26 protein-coding genes and 2 tRNA genes are annotated in these 25,968 nt (G+C 59.2%); 9 read left to right on the top strand and 19 right to left on the bottom strand.

Features of this window, described 5'->3' with window-relative positions:
• Positions 1-47: 47 nt before the first annotated feature.
• The 5 genes from PMW67_RS06300 to PMW67_RS06280 all read right to left on the bottom strand — a co-directional run bounded on the left by PMW67_RS06300 (position 48) and on the right by PMW67_RS06280 (position 5,451).
• A complete protein-coding gene (locus PMW67_RS06300) occupies positions 48-800 on the bottom strand; it encodes an amino acid ABC transporter ATP-binding protein (protein ID WP_117629740.1) in 753 nt (250 codons plus the stop codon).
• Between the two features lie 12 nt (positions 801-812).
• Positions 813-2,174 (bottom strand): amino acid ABC transporter permease, encoded by a 1,362-nt coding sequence (locus PMW67_RS06295; protein WP_271739147.1) that lies wholly within the window; start codon positions 2,172-2,174, stop codon positions 813-815.
• Between the two features lie 116 nt (positions 2,175-2,290).
• Complete coding sequence (locus PMW67_RS06290) at positions 2,291-3,151, bottom strand: ABC transporter substrate-binding protein (protein WP_117716549.1); 861 nt, start codon at positions 3,149-3,151, stop codon at positions 2,291-2,293.
• 147 nt (positions 3,152-3,298) lie between these two features.
• The gene (locus tag PMW67_RS06285; protein WP_271739144.1) at positions 3,299-4,165 is read right to left on the bottom strand and encodes a deoxyribonuclease IV; all 867 of its coding nucleotides are present in this window, start codon (positions 4,163-4,165) and stop codon (positions 3,299-3,301) included.
• Between the two features lie 95 nt (positions 4,166-4,260).
• Entirely contained in the window at positions 4,261-5,451 is a 1,191-nt protein-coding gene (locus PMW67_RS06280; protein ID WP_271739142.1) for an aldo/keto reductase, read from the bottom strand.
• 163 nt (positions 5,452-5,614) lie between these two features.
• On the opposite strand from PMW67_RS06280, the gene PMW67_RS06275 reads away from it, so the two are divergent.
• Positions 5,615-6,385 (top strand): cyclase family protein, encoded by a 771-nt coding sequence (locus PMW67_RS06275; protein WP_271739141.1) that lies wholly within the window; start codon positions 5,615-5,617, stop codon positions 6,383-6,385.
• A 122-nt stretch (positions 6,386-6,507) separates the two neighbouring features.
• Positions 6,508-7,422: a ketopantoate reductase family protein gene (locus PMW67_RS06270; RefSeq protein WP_271739140.1), complete on the top strand. Its 915-nt coding sequence runs from the start codon at positions 6,508-6,510 to the stop codon at positions 7,420-7,422.
• 108 nt (positions 7,423-7,530) lie between these two features.
• On the opposite strand, the gene PMW67_RS06265 is transcribed toward PMW67_RS06270, so the two are convergent.
• From PMW67_RS06265 to PMW67_RS06255, 3 genes are all read right to left on the bottom strand, one after another.
• A complete protein-coding gene (locus PMW67_RS06265; RefSeq protein ID WP_118376920.1) occupies positions 7,531-7,737 on the bottom strand; it encodes a hypothetical protein in 207 nt (68 codons plus the stop codon).
• A 186-nt stretch (positions 7,738-7,923) separates the two neighbouring features.
• The gene (locus PMW67_RS06260) at positions 7,924-8,700 is read right to left on the bottom strand and encodes a hypothetical protein (protein ID WP_271739139.1); all 777 of its coding nucleotides are present in this window, start codon (positions 8,698-8,700) and stop codon (positions 7,924-7,926) included.
• Positions 8,701-9,012: 312 nt separating this feature from the next.
• Positions 9,013-10,323: an O-acetylhomoserine aminocarboxypropyltransferase/cysteine synthase family protein gene (locus PMW67_RS06255; RefSeq protein ID WP_117583889.1), complete on the bottom strand. Its 1,311-nt coding sequence runs from the start codon at positions 10,321-10,323 to the stop codon at positions 9,013-9,015.
• 272 nt (positions 10,324-10,595) lie between these two features.
• Here PMW67_RS06255 and PMW67_RS06250 point away from each other — a divergent pair, with 272 nt between their 5' ends.
• The 5 genes from PMW67_RS06250 to PMW67_RS06230 all read left to right on the top strand — a co-directional run bounded on the left by PMW67_RS06250 (position 10,596) and on the right by PMW67_RS06230 (position 14,118).
• Complete coding sequence (locus PMW67_RS06250) at positions 10,596-11,498, top strand: LysR family transcriptional regulator (RefSeq protein ID WP_118259081.1); 903 nt, start codon at positions 10,596-10,598, stop codon at positions 11,496-11,498.
• Positions 11,499-11,597: 99 nt separating this feature from the next.
• Positions 11,598-12,083, top strand: a complete 486-nt coding sequence (rnhA, locus tag PMW67_RS06245; protein WP_117564440.1) for a ribonuclease HI — start codon at positions 11,598-11,600, stop codon at positions 12,081-12,083.
• A gap of 73 nt (positions 12,084-12,156) precedes the next feature.
• Positions 12,157-13,263, top strand: coding sequence for a Gfo/Idh/MocA family protein (locus PMW67_RS06240; RefSeq protein ID WP_118094504.1), 1,107 nt, complete (start codon positions 12,157-12,159; stop codon positions 13,261-13,263).
• A 2-nt stretch (positions 13,264-13,265) separates the two neighbouring features.
• Positions 13,266-13,676, top strand: a complete 411-nt coding sequence (locus tag PMW67_RS06235) for an acylphosphatase (RefSeq protein ID WP_117564442.1) — start codon at positions 13,266-13,268, stop codon at positions 13,674-13,676.
• Between the two features lie 61 nt (positions 13,677-13,737).
• Entirely contained in the window at positions 13,738-14,118 is a 381-nt protein-coding gene (locus PMW67_RS06230; protein ID WP_099431458.1) for a Fur family transcriptional regulator, read from the top strand.
• 15 nt (positions 14,119-14,133) lie between these two features.
• On the opposite strand, the gene PMW67_RS06225 is transcribed toward PMW67_RS06230, so the two are convergent.
• From PMW67_RS06225 to PMW67_RS06215, 3 genes are all read right to left on the bottom strand, one after another.
• Entirely contained in the window at positions 14,134-14,931 is a 798-nt protein-coding gene (locus PMW67_RS06225; RefSeq protein WP_118094503.1) for an HAD-IIB family hydrolase, read from the bottom strand.
• An 83-nt stretch (positions 14,932-15,014) separates the two neighbouring features.
• Positions 15,015-15,593 (bottom strand): urease accessory protein UreE, encoded by a 579-nt coding sequence (locus PMW67_RS06220; RefSeq protein WP_271739135.1) that lies wholly within the window; start codon positions 15,591-15,593, stop codon positions 15,015-15,017.
• Positions 15,594-15,596: 3 nt separating this feature from the next.
• Positions 15,597-16,025: an FKBP-type peptidyl-prolyl cis-trans isomerase gene (locus tag PMW67_RS06215; protein ID WP_035138874.1), complete on the bottom strand. Its 429-nt coding sequence runs from the start codon at positions 16,023-16,025 to the stop codon at positions 15,597-15,599.
• Between the two features lie 120 nt (positions 16,026-16,145).
• On the opposite strand from PMW67_RS06215, the gene PMW67_RS06210 reads away from it, so the two are divergent.
• Complete coding sequence (locus tag PMW67_RS06210; RefSeq protein WP_117758569.1) at positions 16,146-17,159, top strand: dipeptidase; 1,014 nt, start codon at positions 16,146-16,148, stop codon at positions 17,157-17,159.
• Between the two features lie 137 nt (positions 17,160-17,296).
• Positions 17,297-18,025: a M48 family metallopeptidase gene (locus PMW67_RS06205; protein ID WP_158566310.1), complete on the top strand. Its 729-nt coding sequence runs from the start codon at positions 17,297-17,299 to the stop codon at positions 18,023-18,025.
• Positions 18,026-18,031: 6 nt separating this feature from the next.
• Here the strand turns inward: PMW67_RS06205 and folB are convergent, their stop codons facing one another.
• The 8 genes from folB to PMW67_RS06165 all read right to left on the bottom strand — a co-directional run bounded on the left by folB (position 18,032) and on the right by PMW67_RS06165 (position 25,710).
• The gene (gene folB, locus PMW67_RS06200; protein ID WP_117758571.1) at positions 18,032-18,517 is read right to left on the bottom strand and encodes a dihydroneopterin aldolase; all 486 of its coding nucleotides are present in this window, start codon (positions 18,515-18,517) and stop codon (positions 18,032-18,034) included.
• A gap of 43 nt (positions 18,518-18,560) precedes the next feature.
• The gene (locus PMW67_RS06195) at positions 18,561-19,142 is read right to left on the bottom strand and encodes an HD domain-containing protein (RefSeq protein ID WP_271739131.1); all 582 of its coding nucleotides are present in this window, start codon (positions 19,140-19,142) and stop codon (positions 18,561-18,563) included.
• A gap of 2 nt (positions 19,143-19,144) precedes the next feature.
• A complete protein-coding gene (gene folE / locus PMW67_RS06190; protein ID WP_118256422.1) occupies positions 19,145-19,702 on the bottom strand; it encodes a GTP cyclohydrolase I FolE in 558 nt (185 codons plus the stop codon).
• A 66-nt stretch (positions 19,703-19,768) separates the two neighbouring features.
• Complete coding sequence (gene nrdG / locus PMW67_RS06185) at positions 19,769-20,350, bottom strand: anaerobic ribonucleoside-triphosphate reductase activating protein (RefSeq protein WP_118256421.1); 582 nt, start codon at positions 20,348-20,350, stop codon at positions 19,769-19,771.
• A 426-nt stretch (positions 20,351-20,776) separates the two neighbouring features.
• The gene (gene nrdD / locus PMW67_RS06180) at positions 20,777-22,999 is read right to left on the bottom strand and encodes an anaerobic ribonucleoside-triphosphate reductase (protein ID WP_117583876.1); all 2,223 of its coding nucleotides are present in this window, start codon (positions 22,997-22,999) and stop codon (positions 20,777-20,779) included.
• Positions 23,000-23,679: 680 nt separating this feature from the next.
• Positions 23,680-23,754: transfer RNA gene (locus tag PMW67_RS06175), tRNA-Val, on the bottom strand.
• 3 nt (positions 23,755-23,757) lie between these two features.
• Positions 23,758-23,833, bottom strand: a tRNA-Gly gene (locus PMW67_RS06170).
• A gap of 143 nt (positions 23,834-23,976) precedes the next feature.
• Positions 23,977-25,710, bottom strand: a complete 1,734-nt coding sequence (locus PMW67_RS06165) for a glycoside hydrolase family 13 protein (protein WP_271739126.1) — start codon at positions 25,708-25,710, stop codon at positions 23,977-23,979.
• Between the last annotated feature and the right edge of the window lie 258 nt (positions 25,711-25,968).

Genomic DNA, 25,968 nt, shown 5'->3' with positions numbered 1-25,968 from the left:
GATCACATCCAGCTCCCGTTTTCTGTTATGTCAGTCACATAAAGCGGCTACGAGATGTTGCCCAAAAACGCCTTGGTGCGCTCGCTCTTGGGGTGGTCGAAGACCTCGCTCGGCGTACCCTCTTCCACGATAACGCCGCCGTCCATAAAGACGACGCGATCGGCGACGTCGCGAGCAAAGCCCATCTCGTGGGTCACCACGATCATGGTCATACCGTCACGTGCCAGGTCGCGCATAACGCCAAGAACGTCGCGAACCAGCTCGGGGTCGAGCGCCGACGTGGCCTCGTCAAAGAGCATGACGTGAGGGTTCATCGACAGGGCGCGGGCGATGGCAACGCGCTGCTGCTGGCCACCCGAGAGCTGGCTCGGCATAAAGTCGATGCGCTCGGCAAGACCGACCTTGGTCAGCTCCTCGATAGCGATTTTCTCGGCCTCTTCCTTGCTGCGCTTGAGTACCTTTTGCTGTGCGAGCATGACGTTCTTTTTGACTGACAGGTGCGGGAACAAATTGAACTGCTGGAACACCATACCCAGATGCGTACGTACCTTGTTAAGGTCGACGCCCTTGGCGCAAACGTCCACGCCCTCAACGACGATCGAGCCGCTCGTGGGATGCTCCAGACGATTGATGCAGCGAAGCATCGTCGACTTGCCCGAGCCCGAAGGACCCAGGACTACGACGACCTCGCCCTTGTGCACATCCAGATCGATATCGCGCAGGACCACGTTATCGCCGAAGGCCTTCTGGAGGTTCTTGATGCTGACGACGACCTCGTTCGAGTTATTGGTTTCGCTCATGATAGGACCTCCTTACAGACCGGCGATGTGGTCGGCGGGCGTCGCGACGACCTGTCCAGCGCTCTTGGCGGGACGCTTCTTCTTGGTTTCGGCCGTCCCCAGAAGCCTCGCCTCAAGACCGCTCACCAAGCGAGCAAGCGGCAGGGTGATGACCAGGTAGAACAGCGCGGCAACCACATACGGCGTAATGGAACCCGTCGTGGCCACGATGGTACGGGCGTTCATGACGATCTCGACCACGCCCACGGCCGCGAGCAGCGACGTATCCTTGTAAAGCAGGATAAACTCGCTGGTCAGCGTAGGCAGAACATTGCGGAACGTCTGCGGAATCATCACGTAGAGCAGCGTCTGGAAGGCGTTCATGCCCAGCGAGCGCGCGGCCTCGTTCTGGCCCTTGGGGATCGACTGAATACCGGCGCGGAAGATCTCACACAGGTACGCAGACGAGTTCATGGCCATGACGATGACGCCCAGCACATAATCGTCAACCTTGACGCCGGCCAGCGGCAGGCCAAAGAACGCGATGTAGATCTGCAGGAACGCCGGCGTACCGCGGATGATATTCACATAGATGCCGGCAAGGCAACGCAGGATGCGCGACTTGGAGATGCGCATGAGCGACAAGGCAAAGCCAAAGGGAATTGCCAGCGGAAACGCCACGAGCACGATCGAGAGCGACATGAGGAAGCCTCTGAAGACGATCGGCAGGCTCTGGACCAAAATGACCGGGTTCAGGAACAGGCGAAGGAACATGTTGGAATTCCATGCCTCGACCCACGGCTGCTCCTTAAGGTCGGCCAGGAAGTTATCGAATGCCGTCACGCCCTTAATCTCGACGGAAGGAATCTTAGAAATCTTCTTGGTCGAACCGTCGGCGAGCGTATAGGCGCCGCTGAAGGCCTCATCGCCGCCCTCGACGGGAAACGTCACGCCGTAAACCTCGACACGGAAAAAGCCTCCGGCAGGCGCCGTCTCGCCAAAGTCGATCTTGAGCGTCTGGCCGTCAGCCTTGCACGTGGGCTTCATGGGCGTACGATCCATGAGGTCCTCGCCCGAGAGCATCGTCAATCGCGTGTCATCGGTACCAAACGTCGTGCCGTCGACAAACGTCAGCGAAAGACCGCTCAGCTCCTCGTCGGCATCGGCCTGAACTTCCCAGGTAATGCGCGTCTCGGTGCCGCCGACCACAGCGCTGCCCGAACCGGTGTTGGGTCGGGCAGTAATCTTTGCGGTCTCAAGCGCCTGGGCGGTCGTGGGCGCATATGCCCCCGCGCACACCAGCGCGAGCGCCACGGCCATGACGCAGGCTAGCTTTTGGAGCAAGGCGGGCAGTGAAAAACGCTGCTCCGTGGCCCCTTTGTTCAGTCGAGACAAGGTGGCTCCTATCGTAGAAGTTGCCGACAAAACGAGACGGAAACGCTCTCCGTCAAGAGAGGCGCAAAGGCCCTCTCCGCAAAACGGAAAGGGCCCGCGCGCAATCAAGCATTAATTTACTTGATGTTGTACTTAGCCATGAGGGCATCAACGGTACCGTCGTCGGTCAGGTCCTTGATGGCCTGGTTGATGTCGTCCTTGAGCTTGGTGTTGCCCTGGTTGATGGCGATGGCGTACTCCTCGCCGGTGCTGACCTGCTTGATGGTCTGGCAGGTGTTGAACTGCTCGGCGGTCAGCTGGCTGGCAACGGAGCGGTTGGTGACTACGGCATCGCCCTTATCGGACTGCAGGGCGCTGAAGCACTCGGTGGCGTCCTTGTAGGGAACGATCTTAGCCTTGGGGAAGTTTTCCTGAGCAAAGGCCTCGGCGGTCGATCCAGACTGGACGATGATGGTAGCGTCGGCGTTGTTGAGCTTCTCGCTGTAGTTGTCGGCCGTGATGTCGGTGTTATCGACCTTGGTCACGATAGCCTGATCGTCCATGTAGTAGGAATCGGAGAAAGTGACTTCCTTCTCACGCTCGGGCGTGTCGGTGATAGCCGCGATGGAAACGTCATATTTGGCGCCCGAAGCGACACCCGGAACCAGCGTGTCAAAGTCATTGTTGACGTACTCGACATCCAGGCCCAGCTTGTCGCCGATAGCCTTGATAAGCTCAAGGTCAAAGCCCTGATAATCGCCGTTGTCATCCTTGTACTCAAACGGAGCGTACTCGGCAGAGGTGCCGACGGTCAGCGTACCGTCCTTGACGAGCGCGTACTCCTTGGAGCCGTCGACCTTCTCGACCTTAGCGTCGTCAGAGCTGCTGGAACCGGCATCAAAACCAGAGGTGGCGTTGGACGAGCCGCAGCCCGTCAGTGCGAGGGCGAGTGCCATGGCGCCCGTGGCGGCAAATGCGCCAAGCTTCTTCAGCTTCATAATCAGTCTCCTTCCGGTGACCCCGTTTGATTCAGAGGTCTGCAAAAACTGTTGGATATTATGCGCCCGTTTGGAAGAATCCGCAATTAGAAAACTGATTGAAACAAACCCATAACGTGAATGGAACACTCCACTTTATGACAGTCATTACTGCTGCAATGACCTTAACAGTTTGATTTCAGCCGCATAACCTGCAAGTTCGTTCGGTGTCTCCAAAATGAATGGCAATGCGCGCAAGCGGCCATTCGATACAATATTCTGCATAACCTGCATACCGCCGCCAAACTCTTCACTACCCAGGTAGCCTTTACCGATGCATTCGTGGCGGTCCTTATGGGCGCCACAGGGGTTCTTCGAATCGTTGATGTGTACGGCACGCAAGCGGTCGATACCCACCACGCGGTCGAACTCGTCGAGTACGCCGTCCAGATCATGGATGATGTCGTAGCCGGCATCGCTCACATGGCAGGTGTCCAGACACACGCCCAGCTTGTCCGATAGCTCTGGACGCCTGGCAGCAGCACCCTCGATAATGCGCGCCAGCTCCTCAAAGCTGCGGCCCACCTCGGTGCCCTTGCCGGCCATGGTCTCGAGCAGTACCGTCGTCTGCTGGCCCTCAAACATCACCTGGCACAGGGTGTCGACGATCATCTGAATGCCGGCGTCGGAGCCCTGCCCCACATGCGCGCCGGGGTGGAGGTTGTAGTAGTTGCCGGGCAGCGCTTCCATGCGCCGCAAGTCCTCGGCCATTGCCTCCAGGGCAAACTCGCGCGCCCGCTCTTTGGCCGAGCAGGGGTTATAGGTATACGGGGCATGAGCCACGAGCGGGCCAAAGTCGTTTTGCTCCATAAGCTCGCGCAGGGCCGCCACGTCATCCATGTCAAGATCTTTCGCCTTGCCGCCGCGCGGGTTGCGCGTAAAGAATGCAAAGGTATTGGCGCCAATGGATAGCGCCGTCTCCCCCATCGCCCGATAGCCCTTCGTCGTCGAAAGATGGCACCCAATCGTCAGCATCTCCAGCTCCCCCTCATCAGTTGCGGTGAAATAGTTCCTGTTTGGCCCCTATTCTGCCGCAAACAGGAACTATTCCACCGCAAGTTATAAAAGGGTCATGAGGAGCGCGCTATGCGGAAGGCTTTAAGCGCGGCCGTTACGGGGCCAGGCTGGAAACGTCGGCGCACATCGTCGAGACGCTCGGGAATATCGATGTGTTGCGGGCAGTGACGCGCGCATTTGCCGCATTTAACGCAGTTGCTCACCAACTTGGGCTCGCTCGTCCGCACCGCGCTCGCCGTAAAATACTGCGATAGACCCGTAAACCAGCTGTGCGCATAGCTTGCATTGTAGGCGGCAAAACACCCAGGGATATTGATGCCTTTGGGACACGGCATGCAGTAGCCGCATCCCGTACAGGGCACGCGATTCGATTTTTCAAATTCCGTCAGCACGCGCGCAATGGTATCGAGCTGAGCGCCCGTCATCGAATCCGGCAGGGCTCGGTCGGCCAGCGCCGCGTTCTCATCCACTTGCGCGGTATCGGTCATTCCCGAAAGCAGCATCGTGACCTGAGGATGGTTCCACACCCACGAAAGCCCCCAGGCGGCAGGAGTGCGCAGGCGCGGGTCATGGGCGCCATCGAGCACGGCGCGGGCCCGCGGCGGCAGCTTGCCCGCCAAACGCCCGCCCAACAGCGGCTCCATCACAAACACCGCGAGCCCGCGATCCGCAGCCTCCATGAGCCCCGCCGTTCCCGCCTGATATCGCTCTCCAGCGTAGTTGTACTGGATCTGGCAAAAATCCCAGTCATACGCGTCAAGCATCGTGAGGAAGTCCGCCGCACTGCCGTGGTACGAAAAACCTATCTGGCGAATACGCCCCGCAGCCTTTTGGTGCGCAATCCAGTCCTCGATGCCCAACGCCACCACGCGCTCCCACTGGGCGGGCGAGGTGATGTTGTGCATAAGGTAGTAGTCGATATGGTCGGTCCGCAGGCGACGCAGTTGCTCGTCGAAAAACCGGTCGAAATCCTCCGCGCATTTGCACGAAGCGTGCGGCAACTTAGTCGCCAGCAACACCCGGTCGCGCAGCCCCAAGCGCTCAAGTGAGGCGCCCACGCATGCCTCGTTACCGGGATAGAGATACGCGGTATCCAGATAATTGATCCCCCGCTCCACCGCATGGGAAATGATGGCGTCGGCTGCCTTAGCGTCCGGATGGCCCGGCGCACCGGGAAACCTCATGCAGCCCAGACCGAGAGCGGATATTCGGTTACCACTTTTGGGGTCAACGCGGTATTGCACGGCCCCTCCCTTCGCCATCAGCGCCCCGGCACGGCGAAACACAACGGTCATGCGGCCGAAACATCGTGGAATCGCAATCGAGAACGTATCGTAACGCAGCAGAAATCGAGCCGTCACGCCAGCGCTTTAACATCAGCAAAAAGCCCGATGAAAGGAGCCACCCATGCCCGCGCTCGACCTTTGGAACCTCGCATCCCAGCTCAAAAGCACCGATTATCGCTGGGTCAACCTCACCCACACGCTCTCGTGCGACACCCCACACTGGTTTGGCTTTAAGCCGTTTGAGTCCACCAAGCTCTTCGACTACCTGCCCGGCACGTCCGAAGACATGCTCGCGCCCATGCGTTGCTTCCAGTATTCGGTCGCCTCGCAGTACGGCACCCACGTCGACGCACCGCGCCACTTCCATGTCGATGGCCGTTCCCTTGGCGAGATTAAACCTATCGAGTTTATGCATCCGCTCTGCGTAATCGACAAGCACGAGGAGTGCGCCGCAAACCCCGATTTCGTCCTGACCGTCGAGGACCTCAAAGCATGGGAGGATGAGCACGGTCGCATTCCCAAAGACGCTTTTGTCGCCTTCCGCTCCGACTGGTCCAAACTCGCCAATCTCGAGAACAAGGACGAGGACGGCCAGCCCCACTACCCCGGCTGGGACCTCGACGCCATCAAGTGGCTCGTTGAAGAGCGCAACATCGGCGCCATCGGCCACGAGCCGGCAGACACCGACCCCGCGTCCGTGACCACACGTGAGGACGCCTACCCCTACCCCGGCGAGCAGTACATCCTCTCGGTCGACCGTTACCAGATCGAGGTCATGGACCATCTAGACGAGCTTCCCGCCACGGGCGCTGTCATCTTCTGCACCTTCCCCAAGGTCCGCGATGGCGTCGGATACCCCGCGCGCGTTTTTGCGGTCTGCCCCGCGGCATAAGCGCACAGCGCAATAGTTTCTTTTTCATAACAGCAGCCCCGCGCGCTCACCAAACGCCCCGGCGACATACAATCCATCAGGCGCTCCATATGCGGGCGCCTTTTTGTGAGGAGATGATTCACATGCAGATCAACAAGGTCGCCTTTATCGGCAAGGGCGGCGTCGGCCTGCTCTACGGCAGCATGATTGCCAAGGCCCTCGGCAATGACGCCGTCGAATACGTTATGGATGACGCCCGTTTTGAGCGTCACGCAGGCGACGCCCTTACGGTCAACGGCGAGCCCTGTGCACTCAAATCCGTCCGCGTCAGCGAGGCAACGCCCGCCGATCTGGTCATTCTTGCGGTCAAGACAACCGGACTCGACCAGGCGCTCAAGACTATGGAACACATCGTAGGGCCCGACACGCTCATCGCATCCCTTTGCAACGGTATCACCAGCGAGCAAAAGATTGCCGAGCGCTTTGGCTGGAAGCATACCGTTCTTGGGATTTGCCAGGGTATGGACGCCGTGTTCCTCAACGGAGAGCTCACCTTTACCAACACTGGCGAAATCCGCTTTGGCGCGGCGGCCGGTACGGACCCCGCAACCATCACCGCAATCGACGAGCTTTACACGCGCTGCGGCATCGCCCATACCGTCGAGAGCGACATTGCGCACCGCATGTGGGCCAAACTCATGCTCAACGACGGCATCAACCAAACCTGCATGGCCTACGGCGGTACCTACGGAAGCGCCACGGAGCAGGGATCCGAGCAGTTCCGCTGCTTTGTTTCCGCCATGCGCGAAACGCTTGCGGTCGCCAATGCCGAGGGCGTTGAGCTGACCGAGGCAGACCTGACGCAGATGGTGTACCTCATCGAGGGAATCGACCCCGCCGGTATGCCCTCGATGGCGCAGGACCGCATCGCACGACGCAAGACCGAGGTCGAGGAGTTTGCGGGCACCATCTGCCGCCTAGCCGCCAAACACGATATCCAAGTGCCGCAAAACGAATGGCTCTATTCGCGCATTCGCGATATCGAGGCAAGCTGGTAGCGCTCGACATACCGCAGTCAACAGCCTCAACAGCAAAACCGCCGCAAGGGACACTCCCCTTGTGGCGGTTTCCTTCTTCATCTATAGCTAAAACCAGCTTCGCAGCTGTTAGAGTTGCGAGCCCCGCACACCATCCTCATCATCACGGCAAAGGACGACACCGGCGCTTCCCAGCGCAGCGACAGCAATCAGGGCCCCCACAACGATAGGAGCAGCTCCGCACAAGCCCTGCATGCCCGCGACAAGCGCGGCCGTAGGACCAAGACAACCAAGTGCAAGTGCGACGGCGGCAATAGCGATATCTCGAGCGTTCATAAGACCACTTCCTCCACGGGAAAGACCTTGCTTCTCATGACTTAGTGTGCCCCGCGCCCATATGCGCGGCGTACTGCCACGGTAAGCGCTCTGTTAACTCAAGCACGCACAAAAAACGGGCGTCCTTACGTTGCCCTAAAGCTCGGTAAAGACGCCCATCCGCCAAATATCCGTGTTGCAGAAAAATTACCAGCCAGTGTAGTAGTCGGTGGTTCCGGCTGCGCAGCCGGAGTCATAGACCTTGCACTCGCCCTTGGATCCGGTAAACGTGGAGCCTTGGGCTTTATCGCCCGCGGCAACGACGTAGTAGCCATCGGAATCGCGCCAAAAGCCCTCGGAATCCTGGGTCCACTCGCCCGTGCGGTGGTGATACAACACGTTGCTGCTGTAATAAGTCTCACGACGACCGTTATAGTTATTGACGCCGCTCGAGCGCGTCAGGCCCGAACCGTTCGCGTAATACGCAGCAGGCGCGTAAGACGAGCCGGAGCCGGCGTTGTAATACGAAGCCTGAACGGCTTCAGCGGCCTCGGCTTCGGCTGCGGCAGCCTCGAGCGCCTCGCGCTTGGCATCCTCAAGCGTGGAGCGAAGCTCGTCGAGCTCGGTCGACTTGGCGTCGACCTCCCCCATCGTCAACAGGCTACCCGCACCGTCGATGCAACTCTGCAACACAGCGCGCTCGTCATCGGTAGCATAGTCGCCATACATATTCATAATGATCTGAGCGCGCATCTCCAGGGAGTCGCGCTTTGCCCCCATCGAGGCGTTCCACTCCTGCATAGAGCCATAACCGTCGCCGCGGTAGTCGACGGGCTGCATCAGCGTCGCCTCGGACGGCGTAGATCCGACCGTATCGGATAGTGTTGCCGCGTGGGCATCAGTTGCGCCGGCGCCCGCCAAAAGTGCCACGGTCAGAGCGGCGGAAAGGGCGGCGGCTTTCGGTTTTCGTGAATCGATCCTCATGTAGCTGGAAACCTCCGTAGTGCGTTTTTGCTGCGTTTGAGCTGCGTGTGATTCGATCGCGCTGCATAGTACCCCAAGCAAATCGCGACCTGCGGTTTTACTCAAAAGGCGCACGTCAATTGCGTAAAACTCACATCCTCTCAACAGGAGTTTTCCACAACTCGAATGCATAAAGCGTGTCAAAAACCCTGTTTTTGCACCCTCTCTATGCAAAAAAGGCGCCTGTGCAGCCGTTGTTCGCACAGGCGCCTTGAGCAGGCATTTTATGCAGTTATACCTATCGAGTCGCAAGGGGTCCTTGCACAAGTCGCCTTACTCGTCCAGCGCGGCGAAGGCCTGCTTCAGATCCCAAATGATATCCTCGGCGTTCTCGGTACCGATGGAAAGACGGATCGTGGAGGGCGTGATGTTCTGCTCGGCGAGCTCCTCGGCAGAGAGCTGGGAGTGCGTGGTGGTAGCCGGGTGCACGACGAGCGACTTGACGTCGGCCACGTTGGCGAGCAGCGAGAACACCTGCAGATGATCGATGAACTTCCATGCAGCCTCCTGGCCACCCTTAATCTCAAAGGTAAAGATCGAAGCACCGCCACGGGGGAAGTACTTCTGATAGAGCTCGTGATCGGGGTGCTCAGGCAGGCTCGGGTGATTCACCTTGGCGACGTGGCTGTCGCCAGCCAGGAACTCAACGACCTTCTTGGTGTTCTCGACATGACGGTCGACGCGCAGCGACAGAGTCTCGGTGCCCTGGAGCAGGACCCAGGCGTTGAACGGGCTGATGCAGGCGCCCTCGTCACGCAGCAGGATAGCGCGGACATAGGTTGCGAAGGCGGTGGGACCGGCAGCCTCGGCAAACGAAACACCATGGTAGGAGGGGTTGGGCTCAGCGATCTGGGCGTACTTGCCACTCGCCTTCCAATCGAAGTTACCGCCGTCGACGATCACACCGCCCAGCGAGGTACCGTGGCCGCCGATGAACTTAGTTGCGGAGTGGACGACGATGTTGGCGCCGTGCTCCAGCGGACGGAACAGATACGGGGTGCCGAAGGTGTTGTCGACGACAACCGGCAGACCGTGCTTCTTGGCAATCTCGGAGATGGCGTCGATGTTGGGGATGTCGGAGTTGGGGTTGCCGAGCGTCTCGAGATAGATGACCGTGGTGCTGTCCTTGATGGCACCCTCAACCTCTTCCAGGTTATGGGCATCGACAAACGTGGTCTCGACGCCAAACTGGGAGAGCGTATGCTCCAGCAGGTTGTAGGAGCCACCGTAGATGGTCTTCTGAGCCACCACGTGGTCACCAGCCTGGGCAAGAGCCTGCAGGGTATAGGTGATGGCAGCAGCGCCGGAGGCGACGGCAAGACCTGCCACTCCGCCCTCGAGCGCGGCGATACGGTCCTCGAAGACGCCCTGGGTGGAGTTGGTCAGACGGCCGTAGATGTTACCGGCGTCGGCAAGACCAAAGCGGTCGGCGGCGTGCTGGGAGTTGCGGAACACATAGCTCGTGGTCTGGTAGATCGGCACGGCACGGGAGTCGGATGCGGGATCGGCGCTCTCCTGGCCAACGTGCAGCTGCAGGGTATCGAAACCAAAGGTGTGCTCGGGGTTGTTGATGAACTGGCTCATGATGATCTCCTTGATCGAACGAAAGTAAGTAAAAAGAGAGAAGTAAGTCGCTGTCTCCTGATCACGCCGACGGGCGCAAACAGGAGCCCGGCATTCGTCTTGGTAAGCAATTCATATGCGGGCCTCCTTTCGCGTCCCGATTCCGTGGTCGGCTTAATAACCTACCGCCTTTGTGTGTTTTGAATAGTACGGGCATTGTCCCCCTCGGTCAATCACTTAAAAGCGCTAACTTGTTATCTGTTTTATAGATAACTATCGAAAGGATGGTGTCGATGACCCTTCAGCAGCTTCGTTTTCTGATCACCGTGGCAGAGTCCGGCTCAATCAACGCCGCAGCTCAACGCCTCTATACTGCTCAGTCCAACATCTCAAACGCCGTCAAAAGCCTGGAACAGGAGCTCCATCTGGAGATCTTTACGCGCTCCAGCCGCGGCGTCACGCTCACCAACGACGGCACCGAGCTTTTGGGCTATGCGCGCCAGGTCGTAGAGCAGGCCGACATGCTCGAGGCACGCTACGAGGACGGCGGCACCCCGCAAGCCCGCCTCGCCATTTCCGCCCAGCACTACGCCTTTTCGGTCGAGGCCTTTGTCAACGTAGTCGAGCGCTGCCGCGACAGCAAGTTCGAGTTCATCATGCGCGAGACCACCACATCGCAGATCATCGACGACGTGCGCGCGTTTCGCAGCGACATCGGCATCCTCTATCTGGACGACTTTAATACCCGTGTCTTGCAGAAGGCCTTCGCCGATGCCCGCGCAAGCTTCCATCCCCTCTTCGACGCGACGGTCCACGTCTTCGTCAGCGAACGCCATCCGCTCGCACGCCGCCCTCAACTGTCCCTTGCCGACCTCACGCCCTATACGCGCTACAGCTTTGAGCAGGGAACCTCAAACTCCTTCTATTACGCCGAGGAACCCTTTAGCTATATCCCTTGCGACCGCAACATACGAATCTCGGACCGCGGAACACTTACCAACTTACTTATCACGTCGAACGGTTACACCCTGTCGACCGGTGTCCTCTCCAATGAAATGCAATGGGGCATGGCATCGATCCCGTTAGCAGACGCCCCAACGATGCACGTTGGCTACATCATGCACGACGAGCGCAAGCCCTCTCTCCTCTTGCAGCAATACCTCGACGAGCTCAACCGCATCATCCATGCCAGCTAACAGTCGGAAGACGGGGCAGAAATCGTAGATTGCTGGCCCCCGGCGGGCATGGCGCTACAATGGTCACTCACATGAAATGCACTCAAAGAAAGGAAACCCGTGAAGGTCATCATCTATACCGACGGCTCGGCCCGATCAAATCCGGGACGCGGCGGCTACGGCGCCGTGCTCAAATACACCAACCCCGCCGGCAAGACCTTTACCTCCGAGCTTTCGCGCGGCTACGCCAAGACCACCAACAACCGCATGGAGCTCATGGCCGTTATCGTGGCGCTCGAGGCACTCAACCGCCCCTGCGAGGTCGAAGTCCATTCCGATTCGCAGTACGTCGTCAACGCCTTTAACAAGCACTGGATCGACGGCTGGAAAAAGCGCGGGTGGAAAACCGCCAACAAGCAGCCCGTCAAGAACCGCGACCTGTGGGAGCGCCTACTCACCGCCAAAAGCAAGCACAAGGTTGAGTTCATCTGGGTTAAGGGTCACGCCGGCCACGAGCTCAACGAGCGCTGCGATGAGCTCGCCACCACGGCGGCCGACGGCAGCAACCTCGATATCGACACCGGCTTTAACGAGAGCGACCTGTAATAGCGTTTTCGTACAGCTTTATATCCCCACGCGCTACACTCATCCTGTAGACCAAACAACGCAAGGGGGACGTATGCTGCGCATCGCGACCATCGGCACATCCATGATCACCGACGACTTTATCCAAGTCGTCAACGCCAACGACCAAGCCGTGTTTGTGGGCACGCTTTCACGCGATGCCAATCGCGGTGCTGCCTTTACCGCCGAGCGCGATGGCGAGCGAAACTTTACCTCACTCGATGAGCTTGCGGCAGCCGCCGACGTCGACGCCGTCTATATCGGCAGCCCCAACGCACTTCACTACGAGCAGGCCCTTGCCTGCATCGCCGGTGGCAAGCACGTCATCGTCGAGAAGCCCTTCTGCGCCACCGAAGCGCAGGCGCTGGAAGTCTTCCGCGCTGCCGAGGCAGCAGGTGTCGTGGCCCTCGAGGCCATGCGTCCCCTCCACGATCCCGCCTTCCACGCCATCGAGGACGCCCTGGGCGAGATCGCCCCCATCCGCCGCGCCTCATTGCGCTTTGGCAAATATTCCTCGCGCTACAACGAGATTCTCGCGGGACGCGCCACCAATATCTTCGACTGCAATATGGCATCGGGTTCCCTCATGGACATTGGCGTCTACACCGTCGAGCCCATGGTCGAGATTTTCGGCATGCCCTCCGGCCTTACGAGCATGATTACTCTGCTCGACCCCACCACGCGACAGCTCACGCACGGCCCCATCGACGGCTGCGGATCCATCCTCGCCAGCTACGGCGGTGGCCGTATCTCCGTCGAGCTCGCGCACTCCAAAATTACGAATGACCTGCTGCCCTCGCAGATCGAAGGCGAGCGTGGCACTATCCAGATCGATCATCTGTCCACGCCCCGCAACGTCCGCATCGACTACCGCGGCGACGTCGTACGTGGCTCGGCGACCGAGGCACCGCGCGAACAGGGCGACAACGGCCGCGTGCTCGACCTGCCCGAATCGAGCAACACTATGGAATACGAACTCACAGACTTTATCAGCGCCATCGGCGGCATCGATAACGTTAAGGAAGAGATTTGGGAGACCCCGGCGGGACGCCACGAGCTTGGCCACTACCGCGATGTCACGCTCGTCTCACTGCGCATCATGGATGCCGTGCGCCAGCAGGCCGGCATAACCTTCCCGGCCGATGCAGGCAAGCAGGCATAGCGATGGGTCTCTTCGATACGTTCTTCTCCAGCGTCACCGGTGGCAGTCGAGAGCCTCAAAAACCATCAAACGTCGAGCTCGAGCTGCGCCGCAGGCTTACTGTGCTCGCAAGCGACGAGGCCACTCAAGACGCTCCCCTGCGCTATTTCCTGCGCTGGGAGGGGCAAGTCCAGGGCGTCGGTTTTCGCTTTACCAACACCAACCTCGCGCAGGCACGCGCACTCACCGGCTGGGTGCGCAACATGGAAGACGGCTCAGTCGAGATGGAGATACAGGGGGCTCCGGCAAACATCCTATCTCATCTCGAGGCGCTTCATGCCTCCTACGAGCGCATGGGAACGCGTTTTCGCCTCGTAGACGCCCAGACCCGAGCCCCACTTGCCAATGAAGACGGTTTCATTCCTCGTTATTAGTATTGTGTGCTAAATACGGTATCATTTACCTACGACCGTTGATAGAAAAGAGGCGAGGCGCATGGCGGTGCAAAGAAGGAATACCAAGCAGCGAAAGCTGGTTCTCGACGCCGTGCGCCAAAGCTATAACCATCCCACCGCCGACGAAATTTACAACGTCGTGCGCGCGCAGGATGACAAAATCAGCCGTGGTACGGTCTACCGCAATCTCAATCTCTTGGCCGACGCCGGCGAGATCCTCTCCATCAAGACGCCGGGCGGCAGCCGCTTCGATCGCACGATCGAGCCGCACGCACATATCATCTGCACCTCGTGCAGCCGCGTCATCGACGTACCGCTCCCCTTCGATGCCCAGCTCGACGCCAAGGCATCCGAGCAAATCGGCTGGCACGTCACATCGCACTACACCATCTTCGAGGGTCTCTGCCCCGACTGCCGGTAGATGTTTGGGACATGCCTACACAGCAAGTAGACGACGCAGTTCTTCTTCGACCGTGCGCGCGTAGCGGACGCGGTCGTTGATGCCGCGCATGCTGGGGTTGCAGCTCTCCATCAGATAGGGATGGCCCACCACGTTGAGCATGTCACGATCGTTCTCATTGTCGCCAAACGCCATCATCTCATCGGGCGAAATCCCCAGGGCGTGACCGTAATCGGCAAGCGCGGAGCCCTTGCCCGAATCGAAACCGATAAAGTCCGTCCATTCGGTTCCCGATGTCATGACATCGACTCGATCGCTAAAGTGGCGCTCGAAATACTCCAGCGCCGCCTGCTGCTCCGCCTCGGGCGTCTGGAAGGCAATCTTAATGACGTCCTCGTCGATGTCTTCGGGACGGTCGACTACCGCCACATCGCAGTGGACCTCATAACGCAGGTGGTCAACAAACGCATCGTTGCCGCCCATGGTGTAGAGGTGCCCCTCACACGAAAGGGTCACGTCGGCATGGGGATACGCAACCACGGCATTCGCGATATCCATAGCAAGGCTACGCTCCATGGAACGCTTGACAACGGCACGCCCCTCGCTCATCACCAGGGCTCCGTTTTCGCATACATAGGCGAGTTCATCGGCCACCGGGGCAAACAGGTAGCGCAAGCTCGCATATTGACGGCCGCTCGCCGGCATAAACACGATACCGCGACGATGCAGCTCATCAATGAGCTCAAAGGCCTCGGAACGCGGCTCGCGCTCCCCCGGATGCAGCAACGTGCCGTCCAAATCGCATGCAATCAGCTTGATTCCCTCAAGACCCATATGCTTCCCCCAAAGCCTCCTATCAACAGCAAGACGGACTTTGATTGGTCGCCCCTCAAAGCCCGTCTTGCGCATACGCGCGCTTAGCCGCGCGTCTTTTTTACGATGGTAAAGTCGGGAGCCATGCTCACGACGACATCCGCCGCGCTCGATGCAAAGCGTCGGTCCGCATCGAGTTCGCGGGTAACCACCGAGAGCCGAACACTCTCGACACCCCGGAGCATACGGCCCAAAACAGGCTGCACCGGCGTATACATGCGCACGGTATGCTCGTCCGAGTCGCCCCGGAAGAGCGGCGCATGCATGTTGCCGATCTCCCAGCACGCATGCGCGAGCGCAATCGGATCCATGCGGTCGACTTCGACCAAATAAACCTCGGCGCTGCGCAGGCGCACGACAACCGCCACGGGCACCATGCCCGAACGGTCAATGGCGAGCACGTCGCCATCGGCAAGACGACCGCCGTCGGTAGCATCCAGCCGAACATCAATCGTGCGCCCCAGCTCCGTCACGCCCACAAACGCGCATACATCGGCCTGGTCCCAATCGAGCAGCAGCTCGTCAACTTCAAAGACGCCGCCCGACTTCCGGCGAAGCAGGAGTTCATAGGACGGATCGTTGAGATTTCCCAAGCATGTCGTCGAAACCAGGCGTTCAGGCATACTCTAACCCTCGACCTCAACGAGCTCGATATCAAAGTTGAGGTCCTTGCCGGCCAACTCGTGGTTGGCGTCGAGCGTCACAGCCTCGGGCGTCACGTCAATGACGACGGCGGGAACGGGCATGCCGCTCGGCGTGGACAGGAAGAGCTTCATGCCCTTCTCGATCTGCTCGATGTTGGGAACCTGCTCGGCCGGGAAGGTCAGAACCATCTCGGGATTGTGCTCGCCGTAGGCATCGGCAGCAGGAATGTGCACGGTCTTCTTCTCGCCCACCTGCATGTCGACAACAGCGGCGTCGAAGCCCTTGATCATCTGGCCGGCGCCGCAGGTGAACTCCAGCGGCTCGCCGCGATCGTAGGAGCTATCGAACTGCGTGCCGTCGTCGAGCGTGCCGCGATAATGAGTCTTGACCTTCTTGCCCTGGTTGGACATGGTAACCTCCGTGATAAGGGCGGCGCACAACGCGGGCCGCCGTGAACATATGGCGCTAACTATACCCTAGTCATACAATTCAAGGACAGTTTGCAAAGAAACGCTGCAACCGGAGGAACCATGGCATATCCCGTATTTGACCTACACTGCGACACCGCCGACCGCATCGGCTGGGCCACGCTCGATCTCGACCTGCGCTTTACCGCCGGCACCGACGGTTATTTCCCCGGCGACGAAACGCATCCGCAAGATTTCGACCTCATCGAGGGCAACGCCTGCGCCATCTCGCTCGCAAAGATCGGCAACACGCCGTGGGCACAGTGCTTCGCCACGTTTGTCCCCGACGAGATTCCCACCGCCCACGCCGCGCGCTTCCAGGCGCAGATCATGGCACACATGAGCGGCCAAGCAATGCTCAACCACGACCGCATGGTCAACGTACGCAACGCCGCAGACATTCGCCCCGCGCTCAAAGACGGCAAGGTCGCCTGCATCCACACCATCGAAAACGCCACGTTCTTTGCCGAGGACCCCGCGCTGATCGAGGTGCTCAAGAGCCTGGGCGTACTCATGTCGTCACTCAGCTGGAATGCGCAGGGACCGCTCGCGAGCGGCCACGACACCCACGCCGGTCTCACCGCCGCCGGTATCGAGGCGCTTACGCAGATGGAGCACGCCGGCATGGTGCTCGACGTCTCCCACCTCAACGATGAGTGCTTTGACGAGGTTGTCGCCCATGCCACGCGCCCCTTCGTCGCCAGCCACTCCAACTCCCGCACCGTCTGCGGCGTCAAGCGCAACCTCACCGACGACCAGTTCCGCACCATTCGCGACATGGGTGGCATCGTCGGCCTCAACTACTGCAGCGAGTTCCTTTCCAACGACGCAACCGACAAAACCGCCGCAGACGTCACCTTCGACCAGCTGGCGGCACATATCGAGCACTGGCTCGACCTGGGCGGCGAGGACGTCATCGCGCTCGGCGGCGACTGGGACGGCGCCACGGTGCCCGCTTTCCTCTCCGATGCCAGCAAGATGCCCGAATTCCAGAACATGCTTTCCAAGCATTTTGGCAAGACCGTGATGCAGAAGCTCTGCAGCGACAACGCGCTTGCTTTCTTTGAGCGTTATTAAGAGCGCAATTATTTTCGCATCCCTTGAGCGGGCCGGCATGCCGAGCGGTCGACATGCCGGCCCGCCCCCCCCAATCTGAAGGATCACATTTGACGCAGCAATTTACGATTTCCGTATCCCGACCGGATGGGACGGCCTTGCCCGTCATCGTTACCAAAAAACGCGTCAAGAACTTCAACCTACGCGTCACATCGAGCGGTGAGGTCCACGCCAGCGCACCGCTCGGTGCCGGTCGCGAGCGCATCGAAGCGTTTGTGAAGCGCAACAGCGCCTGGATTATCAGCCGACTTGCCCAACGTGAGCAACGTCAGGCGACAGCGCGAGAGCCGCTCAGCCCATCGTCCATCATTGCACTTTGGGGCAAGCCCATCACGGTACAGGACGCACTCGATCACAACTTTGCATCGCCCGCACCGCGACCCAAGCAGGCCACCTTCGCAAGTTTTATGGGTACCGACGAATCGGACGAAAGCCCACAGGCCAAGCGGCGCGCAATCCTCGACGGCCTAACGTCCGACGAGCTCCAAGCCCACATCGACCAGCTCTACGCGTCCGAGGTCACCGCAGCGCTACGCGACATCGTGCACGCGTACGAAATCGCAATGGGCGTCACCGTGGCCCGCGTCTCCGTGCGCAGCATGAAAACGCGTTGGGGCTCCTGCACACCCAAAACCGGCGCCATTCGCATCGCGCGCGAGCTCGCCGCCTACCCCGTCGAATGCCTCGACATGGTTGTCGCCCATGAGCTCGTCCACTTGCTCGAGCCAAGCCACAACCAGCGGTTTCACGCCCTGCTCGACACGTACTGCCCTAACAATAGAGCTCTGTCGCAGCGGCTCAAGCAGCCACCCCTCAACAAGCTCTAGCGTCGACTAGCGCACGCGCTCGATCTCGACGCCGCAGCTTGCCAGCGGCAAGCCGACAGGCGCCCACGGTTTATCGAGCTTTATGCGCACACCAAGCAGCGAGGGATAACGGCGCAGCAGCATCTGGGCCGTCCCCTCGGCTGCCGCCTCGATGAGTTTAAACGTATGCTCGCGCAGATAGCCATCAACATCGTGGCACACCGAGCCGTAGTCAATCGAGGCATCCAGGTTATCGTGCTCCCCCGCCGCGCGCAGGTCGGCATAGAGCACCAGAGAAACGATGAACTTCTGACCCAGCGCGTTCTCCTCGGGATACACGCCATGGTTGGCAAAAACCTCAAGGCCGTCAATGGCAATACGATCGGCATGGCGCAGATCGTCATAGCTCACGTGAGGCACCGCCGTTGCGGTGGATATTTCGCCCCTTCCACGGCGAGCGAGCTCGGCGCCTTCAGTCTTGGTGGCATTCTCGGGCAGTTTCTTGTTACTCATCGCGATCGTCTCCTTCGTTTAGAACCCCGACCGCGCAAATCAACTACACGCGAATCGACAGGTTCTTTTTATCATCGCTCCAGTTGCAAGCATTGCGCGCGGGGCATGCAAAGCAGGCGCGCGACGCTTTGTCGGCTGCATAGAGCAGACGCTCAAGCGGTTGGCTGCTCACGCGCAGCTTTCGATGGCCCAGAATGGCCGTCTTAATGGCTGCGGCATCGGCCGGCTCAAACGCCATGTCATCGGGCATGCCACCGAGGATCGCATCAGCGACGCGTTCGCTTGCAACATCATGGGATATACCCGATTCATACTGTTCATCTTTGCCGATATCGTGAAGAAGTGCCGTGGCGTAGATGACCTCGCGGTCAAATTCGAGCTGCTCCTCGAGATTCTTGATCCACATAATGCGAGCGACATCGAGCAGATGGTCAATACCGTGGCGGCAGAAGATGCGCCCCGATTCCAACTGTGCAATGTTGCCCAGGTGCCGCCGGAACAGCCCGTTGGTACAAATGTAATCAATGCGAGGCATGGCGCCAAAGGGGGCCAGGCCCGAAGCCATAAAGCCGCGACGCGACGTCCCCTCATCGGTCTTCGATGTAAAGTCGTTGACGACTCTCATGGTTAGCGGTCCAGCATCCTAAAGAAACGCTCCTCGAGCGCGGGATCGGTCTCAAAGACGCCGCGGCGAGCGAGCGTCACGGTCTTGGTGCCGGGCTTTTGCACGCCACGCATCGTCATGCACATATGCTCGGCCTCCATCAACACAATCGCTCCCTGGGGAGCGAGATACTCCATGAGGGCATCGGCAACCTGCGCACACAGCTGCTCCTGCAGCTGCAGACGGCGGGCATAAACCTCAATCGTGCGAGCAAGCTTGGAAAGCCCGGCCACCCGACCGTTAGGGATATAACCAATGGCGGCCTTGCCATAAAACGGCAGCAGATGATGTTCGCACAGCGAGTAGAACGTGATGTCGCGCTCGATAACCAAATCGTTCGAAGCGACGGCAAAGGTTTTGGACAGGTGCTCCTCGGCACTCTGGTCCACACCGCCGGCGATCTCGCCATACATACGGGCAACGCGCGCCGGGGTCTCCAGCAGGCCCTCACGAGTTGGATCCTCGCCTATGCCCTCAAGCAACAGCTTAATGGCGGCCTCGACTTTTTCCTGATCGACCATCTGGGCCTCACTTTTCCGATTTCACGTTCGCACTATGGTACCACGCCCTCCGGCATCGACCACAAGCTACATAGTATGGGTCGAATAGACCGGATCATCGCGCCAAAGTTCAACCGCATCACAAAGCGCAACGCCCTCGCGCTCAGCACGGGCGCGCGTAGCGTTCATATCGATCACGCGCTGGTTGCTCGAGCCCCTAAAGCGCAGCGTGATATCGTACAGGTCCTGAACAAACGGGCCGTCCACCAACATGTCGAGGCAGGCAAAGATGCGGTCCGTCACCTCGGTATGATGACGACCACCCGGCATAAGCTCCTCGAGCACGTCACCGGTAAAGCACCAAATGGTCTTCCCCGACCCCACTGGATAGGCCGCGCGAACACGCTCGACAAACTCAACGAGCCCCGCCTGATTCTCGGGCTCCATGGGCTCGCCGCCCAGAATCGTCAGACCATCGATAAAGGGATGATCGAGACTCTTGATAATCTTGTCCTCGACGGCACGATCGAACGGCTCACCCGCAGCAAAGTCCCACGCAACAGAGTTAAAGCAATTCTTGCACCCACGACGGCACCCGCTTACAAACAGAGAAGTACGAACGCCTTCTCCATCAGCAATGTCGAAATACTTAATGTTCGCGTAGTTCATAGGTAACCTTCCTGGGGGTCTGGAGTATATCATCCCGTCCTCAAACATTCTCGGCCTTCGGCCTGCGAAACTGCGGGCGGGACGATATACTCCAGACCCCTCGCGAGCGATACTCAATGAACTCAGCGAACATCGAGTATAGGGTTCGAGGTCCAATAAAAACAATGCTGCAGCTCAACCGTTATCGCAAGCAGACCGTTGTCGCAGGTCAACTCATTTCCGCTAAGAACTTCGAAGAGTGAGCAGACCGCATGCTGCATCTCAGCTACATCAACTTGGCTGCCCCGTAGCGAGGCCCCGGACCTTTGCTCGATATGAGTTCCGCACGAACAGGAGGCGCCAGTGGCGCCTCCGTCGTGAGCCAGGACTGTCCGAAATAGCGAGTAAAGGTCCGGGGCCTCGCTACAGGGCAGCCTGGGATGGTTATTAGAGATGCAGCACGCGGTCGCGGATCTCCTCGGTTCGGCCCTGGTTCCAGAACTGGGTACCGATGTAGCCGCACGTACGACGAGCGACGTTCATTTTCTCCTGGTCGCGGTTGCCGCAGTTGGGGCACTCCCACACCAGCTTGCCATCGTCCTCAACAATCTTGATCTCGCCATCGTAGCCGCACACCTGGCAGTAGTCGCTCTTGGTGTTGAGCTCGGCGTACATGATGTTGTCGTAGATGTACTGCATCACGCGAATGACAGCCTTGAGGTTGTCCTGCATGTTGGGAACCTCAACGTAAGAGATAGCACCGCCCGGCGAAAGCTGCTGGAACATGCCCTCAAACTTAAGCTTATCGAAGGCATCGATCTCCTCGGACACGTGGACGTGATAGCTGTTGGTAATGTAGCCCTTGTCCGTCACGCCCGGGATAATACCAAAACGGCGCTGCAGGCACTTGGCGAACTTGTAGGTCGTCGACTCCAACGGCGTACCGTACAGCGAGAAATCGATATCGCTTTCGGCCTTCCACTCCGCGCACTTGTCGTTCATGCGCTGCATGACGGCCATGGCAAACGGCGTGCCTTCCTTCTCGGTGTGGCTGTGGCCCGTCATGTACTTGACGCACTCATACAGGCCGGCATAGCCAAGGCTGATGGTAGAGTATCCGCCCACGAGCAACTTATCGATCGTCTCGCCCTTCTTCAGACGCGCTAGGGCACCGTACTGCCAAAGAATCGGCGCGGCATCCGAAAGCGTGCCCATCAGGCGCTCATGACGGCACAGCAGAGCACGGTGGCACAGCTCAAGGCGCTCGTCGAAGATCTTCCAGAACTTGTCCATGTCCTGATGCGAGCTCAGCGCGACATCGGGCAGGTTGATGGTCACAACACCCTGGTTAAAGCGGCCATAGTACTTGGGTTTGGTCGGGTCATAGTTCAGCGCGTTGGCGACATTGTTAAAGCCGTTGCCCGAGCGGTCGGGCGTCAAGAAGCTGCGGCAACCCATGCAGGTGTAGCAATCGCCGTTGCCGGCGGTCTCGCCCTTCGACAGCTTGAGCTCGCGCATCTTCTTCTCGGAGATGTAGTCGGGCACCATGCGCTTGGCGGTGCACTTGGCAGCAAGCTGGGTCAGGTAGAAGTACGGGGAATTCTCGTGAACGTTATCGTCCTCGAGTACATAGATAAGCTTGGGGAATGCCGGGGTAATCCACACACCGGCTTCGTTCTTAACGCCCTCATAGCGTTGACGAAGCGTCTCCTCCACGATCATGGCAAGGTCGTGCTTCTCCTGGGGCGTACGGGCCTCATTGAGATACATAAAGACCGTCACGAACGGCGCCTGGCCATTGGTGGTCATAAGGGTCACGACCTGATACTGAATCGTCTGGACGCCGCGACGGATCTCGTCACGCAGACGGTCCTCAACGACCTCACGGACCTTTTCGGCAGATGCCGAAACACCGAGCTCCTCGAGCTCGCGGGCAACCTCGCCGCGAATCTTTTGACGGCTCACCTCAACAAAGGGGGCGAGATGGGTCAGCGAAATAGACTGGCCGCCGTACTGGGAAGAAGCAACCTGGGCGATAATCTGCGTCGCGATGTTGCAGGCAGTCGAGAAGCTATGCGGCTTCTCGATCAGCGTGCCCGAGATAACGGTGCCGTTCTGGAGCATATCCTCCAGGTTCACCAGGTCGCAGTTATGCATGTGCTGGGCAAAGTAGTCGGAATCGTGGAAGTGGATCAGGCCCTCGTTGTGGGCATCCACGATCTCCTGGGGCAGCAGCACGCGCTGAGTCAGGTCCTTGGAAATCTCGCCGGCCATGTAGTCGCGCTGAACGGAGTTGACGGTCGGGTTCTTGTTAGAGTTCTCCTGCTTGACCTCTTCGTTATTGCACTCGATCAACGACAGGATCTTGTCATCGGTCGTGTTCTTCTGGCGCTTCAGGCTCTGAACATAGCGATAGATGATGTAGTGGCGGGCGACCTCGTAGCAGTCGAGACGCATGATCTCGTCCTCGACCAAATCCTGGATCTCCTCGACCGAAACGGTGTGGCCCGCGTTCTCGCATGCCTCGGCGACGTTTTGCGCCGCATAAACCACCTGGCGGTCGGTTAGACGAGAGCTCTCCTCGACCTCCAAGTTTGCGGCGCGAATCGCATTGACGATCTTATCGATGTCAAAGACAACCTCGGTGCCGCTGCGCTTGATGATCTTCATCCTCTTGCCTCTTTCGCGTCGTAGTCTCATTGCGCTTCAGAGCCAAACGATGCCCGGCAGGGCTTGCCCCTGTCTTGCGGCGCCGTCGCGCAATCTGTGTTCTCGATAAACCATAGGTCCTCATGCGGACAATCCTCGCGGCCGATCAAGCGGCTCAAAGATCTATCCAAATGGGGCAAATAAGGTCCTCGTTCTCTGTCCGCCATCTATCATACGACAAAGAGGCATCTATATCCTGTATTCTTTTTTTAGTTCAAACACAACATATAGTGTTTCAGCAGGTCAAAGCAATTGGTCATTTTGCAGACGCATTAATTATGAGGGGTTCTTGGCAAGTCGGTAAAACGTTACCAACACGGCTACCTGCATGGCAGTTATAAAACCCCCTTAGTCAAGCCGCTGACAAATCCTACCAAAACCAAGCCGCTCACGCCAAAAGAATCCAAAAGATTATGCTTGACCAACATGTTGCGGTCGTGCCTTGCCGAGCCCCATGTAACCGCGGCACGAATCCTTGAAAGATATGTGTATGCAAACAGAGAAGATGAGAGTTTTCTCGGATGACTACTGAGAAGCATCCCAGAAGATCAAAAAACTCGAAATTTGGTGACGTATTTGGCGACCCATTTGGCGAGCAAAACAAAACAGCCCAGAGGCTAAGCCTCTGGGCTGCGAACATTTGGTGGGCGTTAGAAGATTTGAACTTCTGACCTCTTCCGTGTCAGGGAAGCGCTCTCCCCCTGAGCTAAACGCCCAAATGGAGCGGACAACGGGGCTCGAACCCGCGACCCCAACCTTGGCAAGGTTGTGCTCTACCAACTGAGCCATGTCCGCTTACGAGGATTAATCTTACGTGATACCCGCATCCTATGCAAGAACTTTTTTTTGAAAAGTTTTGCGACGCCCTCTCGAACCTCGCGAAGACATCAGCCACCACGGAAAGCGCGAGCAAACGCAAACTCGCCGCAAGAGGCCCCCTACAACTCAGCGAGCATGATCCAGGCAGAGCTGTCCTGCGCAAGTCTGCCGTCTGCAAGCGGTGATGAGGTGAGCAGGACCTTGCCCGCCGGCAGCTCCACGGGTGCTGCACCGAAGTTCGTCACACACGCCCAGCCGTTGTCGCGGCGATAGGCGATGACGCCGCCCTCAGCGCCCTCGGCACCATCCGCAAGGCCGGTGCGCCCGTCAAGATCGAGCCACGCAAGATCGTTAGCGCACCCGCGCAGCTTGCGCCGCAGCCAGAGGGCGTCACGATAGAGCGCAAGCATCGATGTCGGGTCCGCCTCTTCCCTATCGGCAGCGTAATCGGAAAACCATGCAGGCTGCGGCAGATGGGGCGCCGCATCGGCGTCCATCGGCGAAAATCCAAACGATCCGCCCTGCGCGGGATCGTCCGTCGCCACCCACGGCAGGGGCACACGACAGCCGTCGCGCCCCTTCTCGCGCTTCGATCCGTGCGTATTGGTCGCAGTGGGATCTTCGAGTGCAGCCCACGGGATGTCAGCCACCTCAAAAAGGCCGAGCTCCTCACCCTGATACACGTATGCCGAGCCCGGAAGCGCCAGCTCAAGCAAAAGGGCCGCCCGCGCGCGGCGCTCGCCGAGTTCACGGTCCTCGTCATAAGACGACCCGTCGCGTAAGAGCCAGTCGAGCGCAATCTGGTGGTAGCGCGTCGCCTTGATCTGCGGCAGGGCGAAGCGCGTCGCCACACGAGGCACGTCGTGGTTGGAAAGTACCCAGGTCGAGGCGGAATCGGATTCGATGGCTGCCTTCAAGCCCTCCTCGATTGCAGCGTGCATGTCATCATAGGCCCAAGTGGCCTTGGCGAACTCAAAGTTAAATGTCTGGCCAAGCTCGCTGGGGCGCGCGTAGAGATACTGGCGCTCGGGCAGCACCCACGCCTCGGCAACAGCGCTGCGCGGCGGATTATAGCGGTCGAACACGCGGCGCCACTCGCGATAGATCTCGTGAACCTCGTTGCGATCCCACAGCGGATGGGTGCCGTCGTCAACCATGTCATCGCCCTCGGCGAGATGCCACTGGTCGAGATCATCGCGGTCGAGATCCTTGGCGAGACCGTGCGCCACATCAATGCGAAAGCCATCGACGCCTCGATCGCTCCAAAACGCCAGGACGTCGCAAAAGAACGCGCGAACCTCGGGGCATGACCAGTCAAAGTCCGGCTGCTCGGGCGTAAACATGTGCAGATACCACTGACCGTCCGCAACACGCGTCCAGGCGGGGCCGCCAAAGTTGGCATTCCAATTGGTGGGAGGCAGCTCGCCATGCTCGCCGCGACCATCACGGAAGATATAGCGGGCGCGCTCGGGCGATCCGGGGCCGGCGGCAAGAGCGGCTTTGAACCAGGGGTGCTGGTTGGACGAATGGTTGGGCACGATGTCGACGATGACCTTGATGCCGCGCGCGTGAGCCGCGGCGATCATGTCATCGAAGTCGTCAAGCGAGCCGAGACGTTGGTCGACATCGCAGTAGTCCGCCACGTCATAGCCGCCATCGACAAGAGGCGATGGGTAAAACGGGCTCAGCCAGATGGCCTCGATACCCAGCCGCTCAAGATAGTCCATCTGCTGGGTAATGCCCGCGATATCGCCCAAACCCGAACCAGTCGAGTCCTTAAACGAGCGCGGGTAAATCTGATAGATCGCGGCATCGGACATCCATGAGCGCGAGGAGGACTTTTCTGTAGCCATGGGGTGTGTCTCCCTTGCAACGAGGTTTTGTGAGATGCCCACGATGATACGCCCAAAGCTGACATTCACGGCAATCAACGCCGCAGCCACGCCCCAAACGCTCGCCCCCTCTCGGGCTCGAGCCTCCTGGGACGAATCGATCGATTAGTGAAAAGAACGGAAGACTTACTCCCCCGGCCACGACAGACACTATGACCCAATCCGAGGGCACTAAAAAGATAGGAGCCCCCGCTCGTGACCGCGGGTCGGGGCTGCGAC

The sequence above is a fragment of the Collinsella aerofaciens genome (assembly GCF_028209395.1).
Taxonomy (GTDB): Bacteria; Actinomycetota; Coriobacteriia; order Coriobacteriales; family Coriobacteriaceae; genus Collinsella; species Collinsella aerofaciens_AZ.
This window is presented reverse-complemented; position numbering and strand designations above follow the sequence as displayed.

Bases quoted from the DNA above. Each gene is read 5' to 3' on its own strand.
- PMW67_RS06300 (WP_117629740.1), bottom strand. From the start codon at position 800: ATGAGCGAAACCAATAACTCGAACGAGGTCGTCGTCAGCATCAAGAAC.
- PMW67_RS06290 (WP_117716549.1), bottom strand. From the start codon at position 3,151: ATGAAGCTGAAGAAGCTTGGCGCATTTGCCGCCACGGGCGCCATGGCA.
- PMW67_RS06285 (WP_271739144.1), bottom strand. From the start codon at position 4,165: ATGCTGACGATTGGGTGCCATCTTTCGACGACGAAGGGCTATCGGGCG.
- PMW67_RS06275 (WP_271739141.1), top strand. From the start codon at position 5,615: ATGCCCGCGCTCGACCTTTGGAACCTCGCATCCCAGCTCAAAAGCACC.
- PMW67_RS06270 (WP_271739140.1), top strand. From the start codon at position 6,508: ATGCAGATCAACAAGGTCGCCTTTATCGGCAAGGGCGGCGTCGGCCTG.
- PMW67_RS06265 (WP_118376920.1), bottom strand. From the start codon at position 7,737: ATGAACGCTCGAGATATCGCTATTGCCGCCGTCGCACTTGCACTTGGT.
- PMW67_RS06260 (WP_271739139.1), bottom strand. From the start codon at position 8,700: ATGAGGATCGATTCACGAAAACCGAAAGCCGCCGCCCTTTCCGCCGCT.
- PMW67_RS06255 (WP_117583889.1), bottom strand. From the start codon at position 10,323: ATGAGCCAGTTCATCAACAACCCCGAGCACACCTTTGGTTTCGATACC.
- PMW67_RS06250 (WP_118259081.1), top strand. From the start codon at position 10,596: ATGACCCTTCAGCAGCTTCGTTTTCTGATCACCGTGGCAGAGTCCGGC.
- PMW67_RS06240 (WP_118094504.1), top strand. From the start codon at position 12,157: ATGCTGCGCATCGCGACCATCGGCACATCCATGATCACCGACGACTTT.
- PMW67_RS06235 (WP_117564442.1), top strand. From the start codon at position 13,266: ATGGGTCTCTTCGATACGTTCTTCTCCAGCGTCACCGGTGGCAGTCGA.
- PMW67_RS06230 (WP_099431458.1), top strand. From the start codon at position 13,738: ATGGCGGTGCAAAGAAGGAATACCAAGCAGCGAAAGCTGGTTCTCGAC.
- PMW67_RS06225 (WP_118094503.1), bottom strand. From the start codon at position 14,931: ATGGGTCTTGAGGGAATCAAGCTGATTGCATGCGATTTGGACGGCACG.
- PMW67_RS06220 (WP_271739135.1), bottom strand. From the start codon at position 15,593: ATGCCTGAACGCCTGGTTTCGACGACATGCTTGGGAAATCTCAACGAT.
- PMW67_RS06215 (WP_035138874.1), bottom strand. From the start codon at position 16,025: ATGTCCAACCAGGGCAAGAAGGTCAAGACTCATTATCGCGGCACGCTC.
- PMW67_RS06210 (WP_117758569.1), top strand. From the start codon at position 16,146: ATGGCATATCCCGTATTTGACCTACACTGCGACACCGCCGACCGCATC.
- folB (WP_117758571.1), bottom strand. From the start codon at position 18,517: ATGAGTAACAAGAAACTGCCCGAGAATGCCACCAAGACTGAAGGCGCC.
- PMW67_RS06195 (WP_271739131.1), bottom strand. From the start codon at position 19,142: ATGAGAGTCGTCAACGACTTTACATCGAAGACCGATGAGGGGACGTCG.
- folE (WP_118256422.1), bottom strand. From the start codon at position 19,702: ATGGTCGATCAGGAAAAAGTCGAGGCCGCCATTAAGCTGTTGCTTGAG.
- nrdG (WP_118256421.1), bottom strand. From the start codon at position 20,350: ATGAACTACGCGAACATTAAGTATTTCGACATTGCTGATGGAGAAGGC.
- nrdD (WP_117583876.1), bottom strand. From the start codon at position 22,999: ATGAAGATCATCAAGCGCAGCGGCACCGAGGTTGTCTTTGACATCGAT.
- PMW67_RS06165 (WP_271739126.1), bottom strand. From the start codon at position 25,710: ATGGCTACAGAAAAGTCCTCCTCGCGCTCATGGATGTCCGATGCCGCG.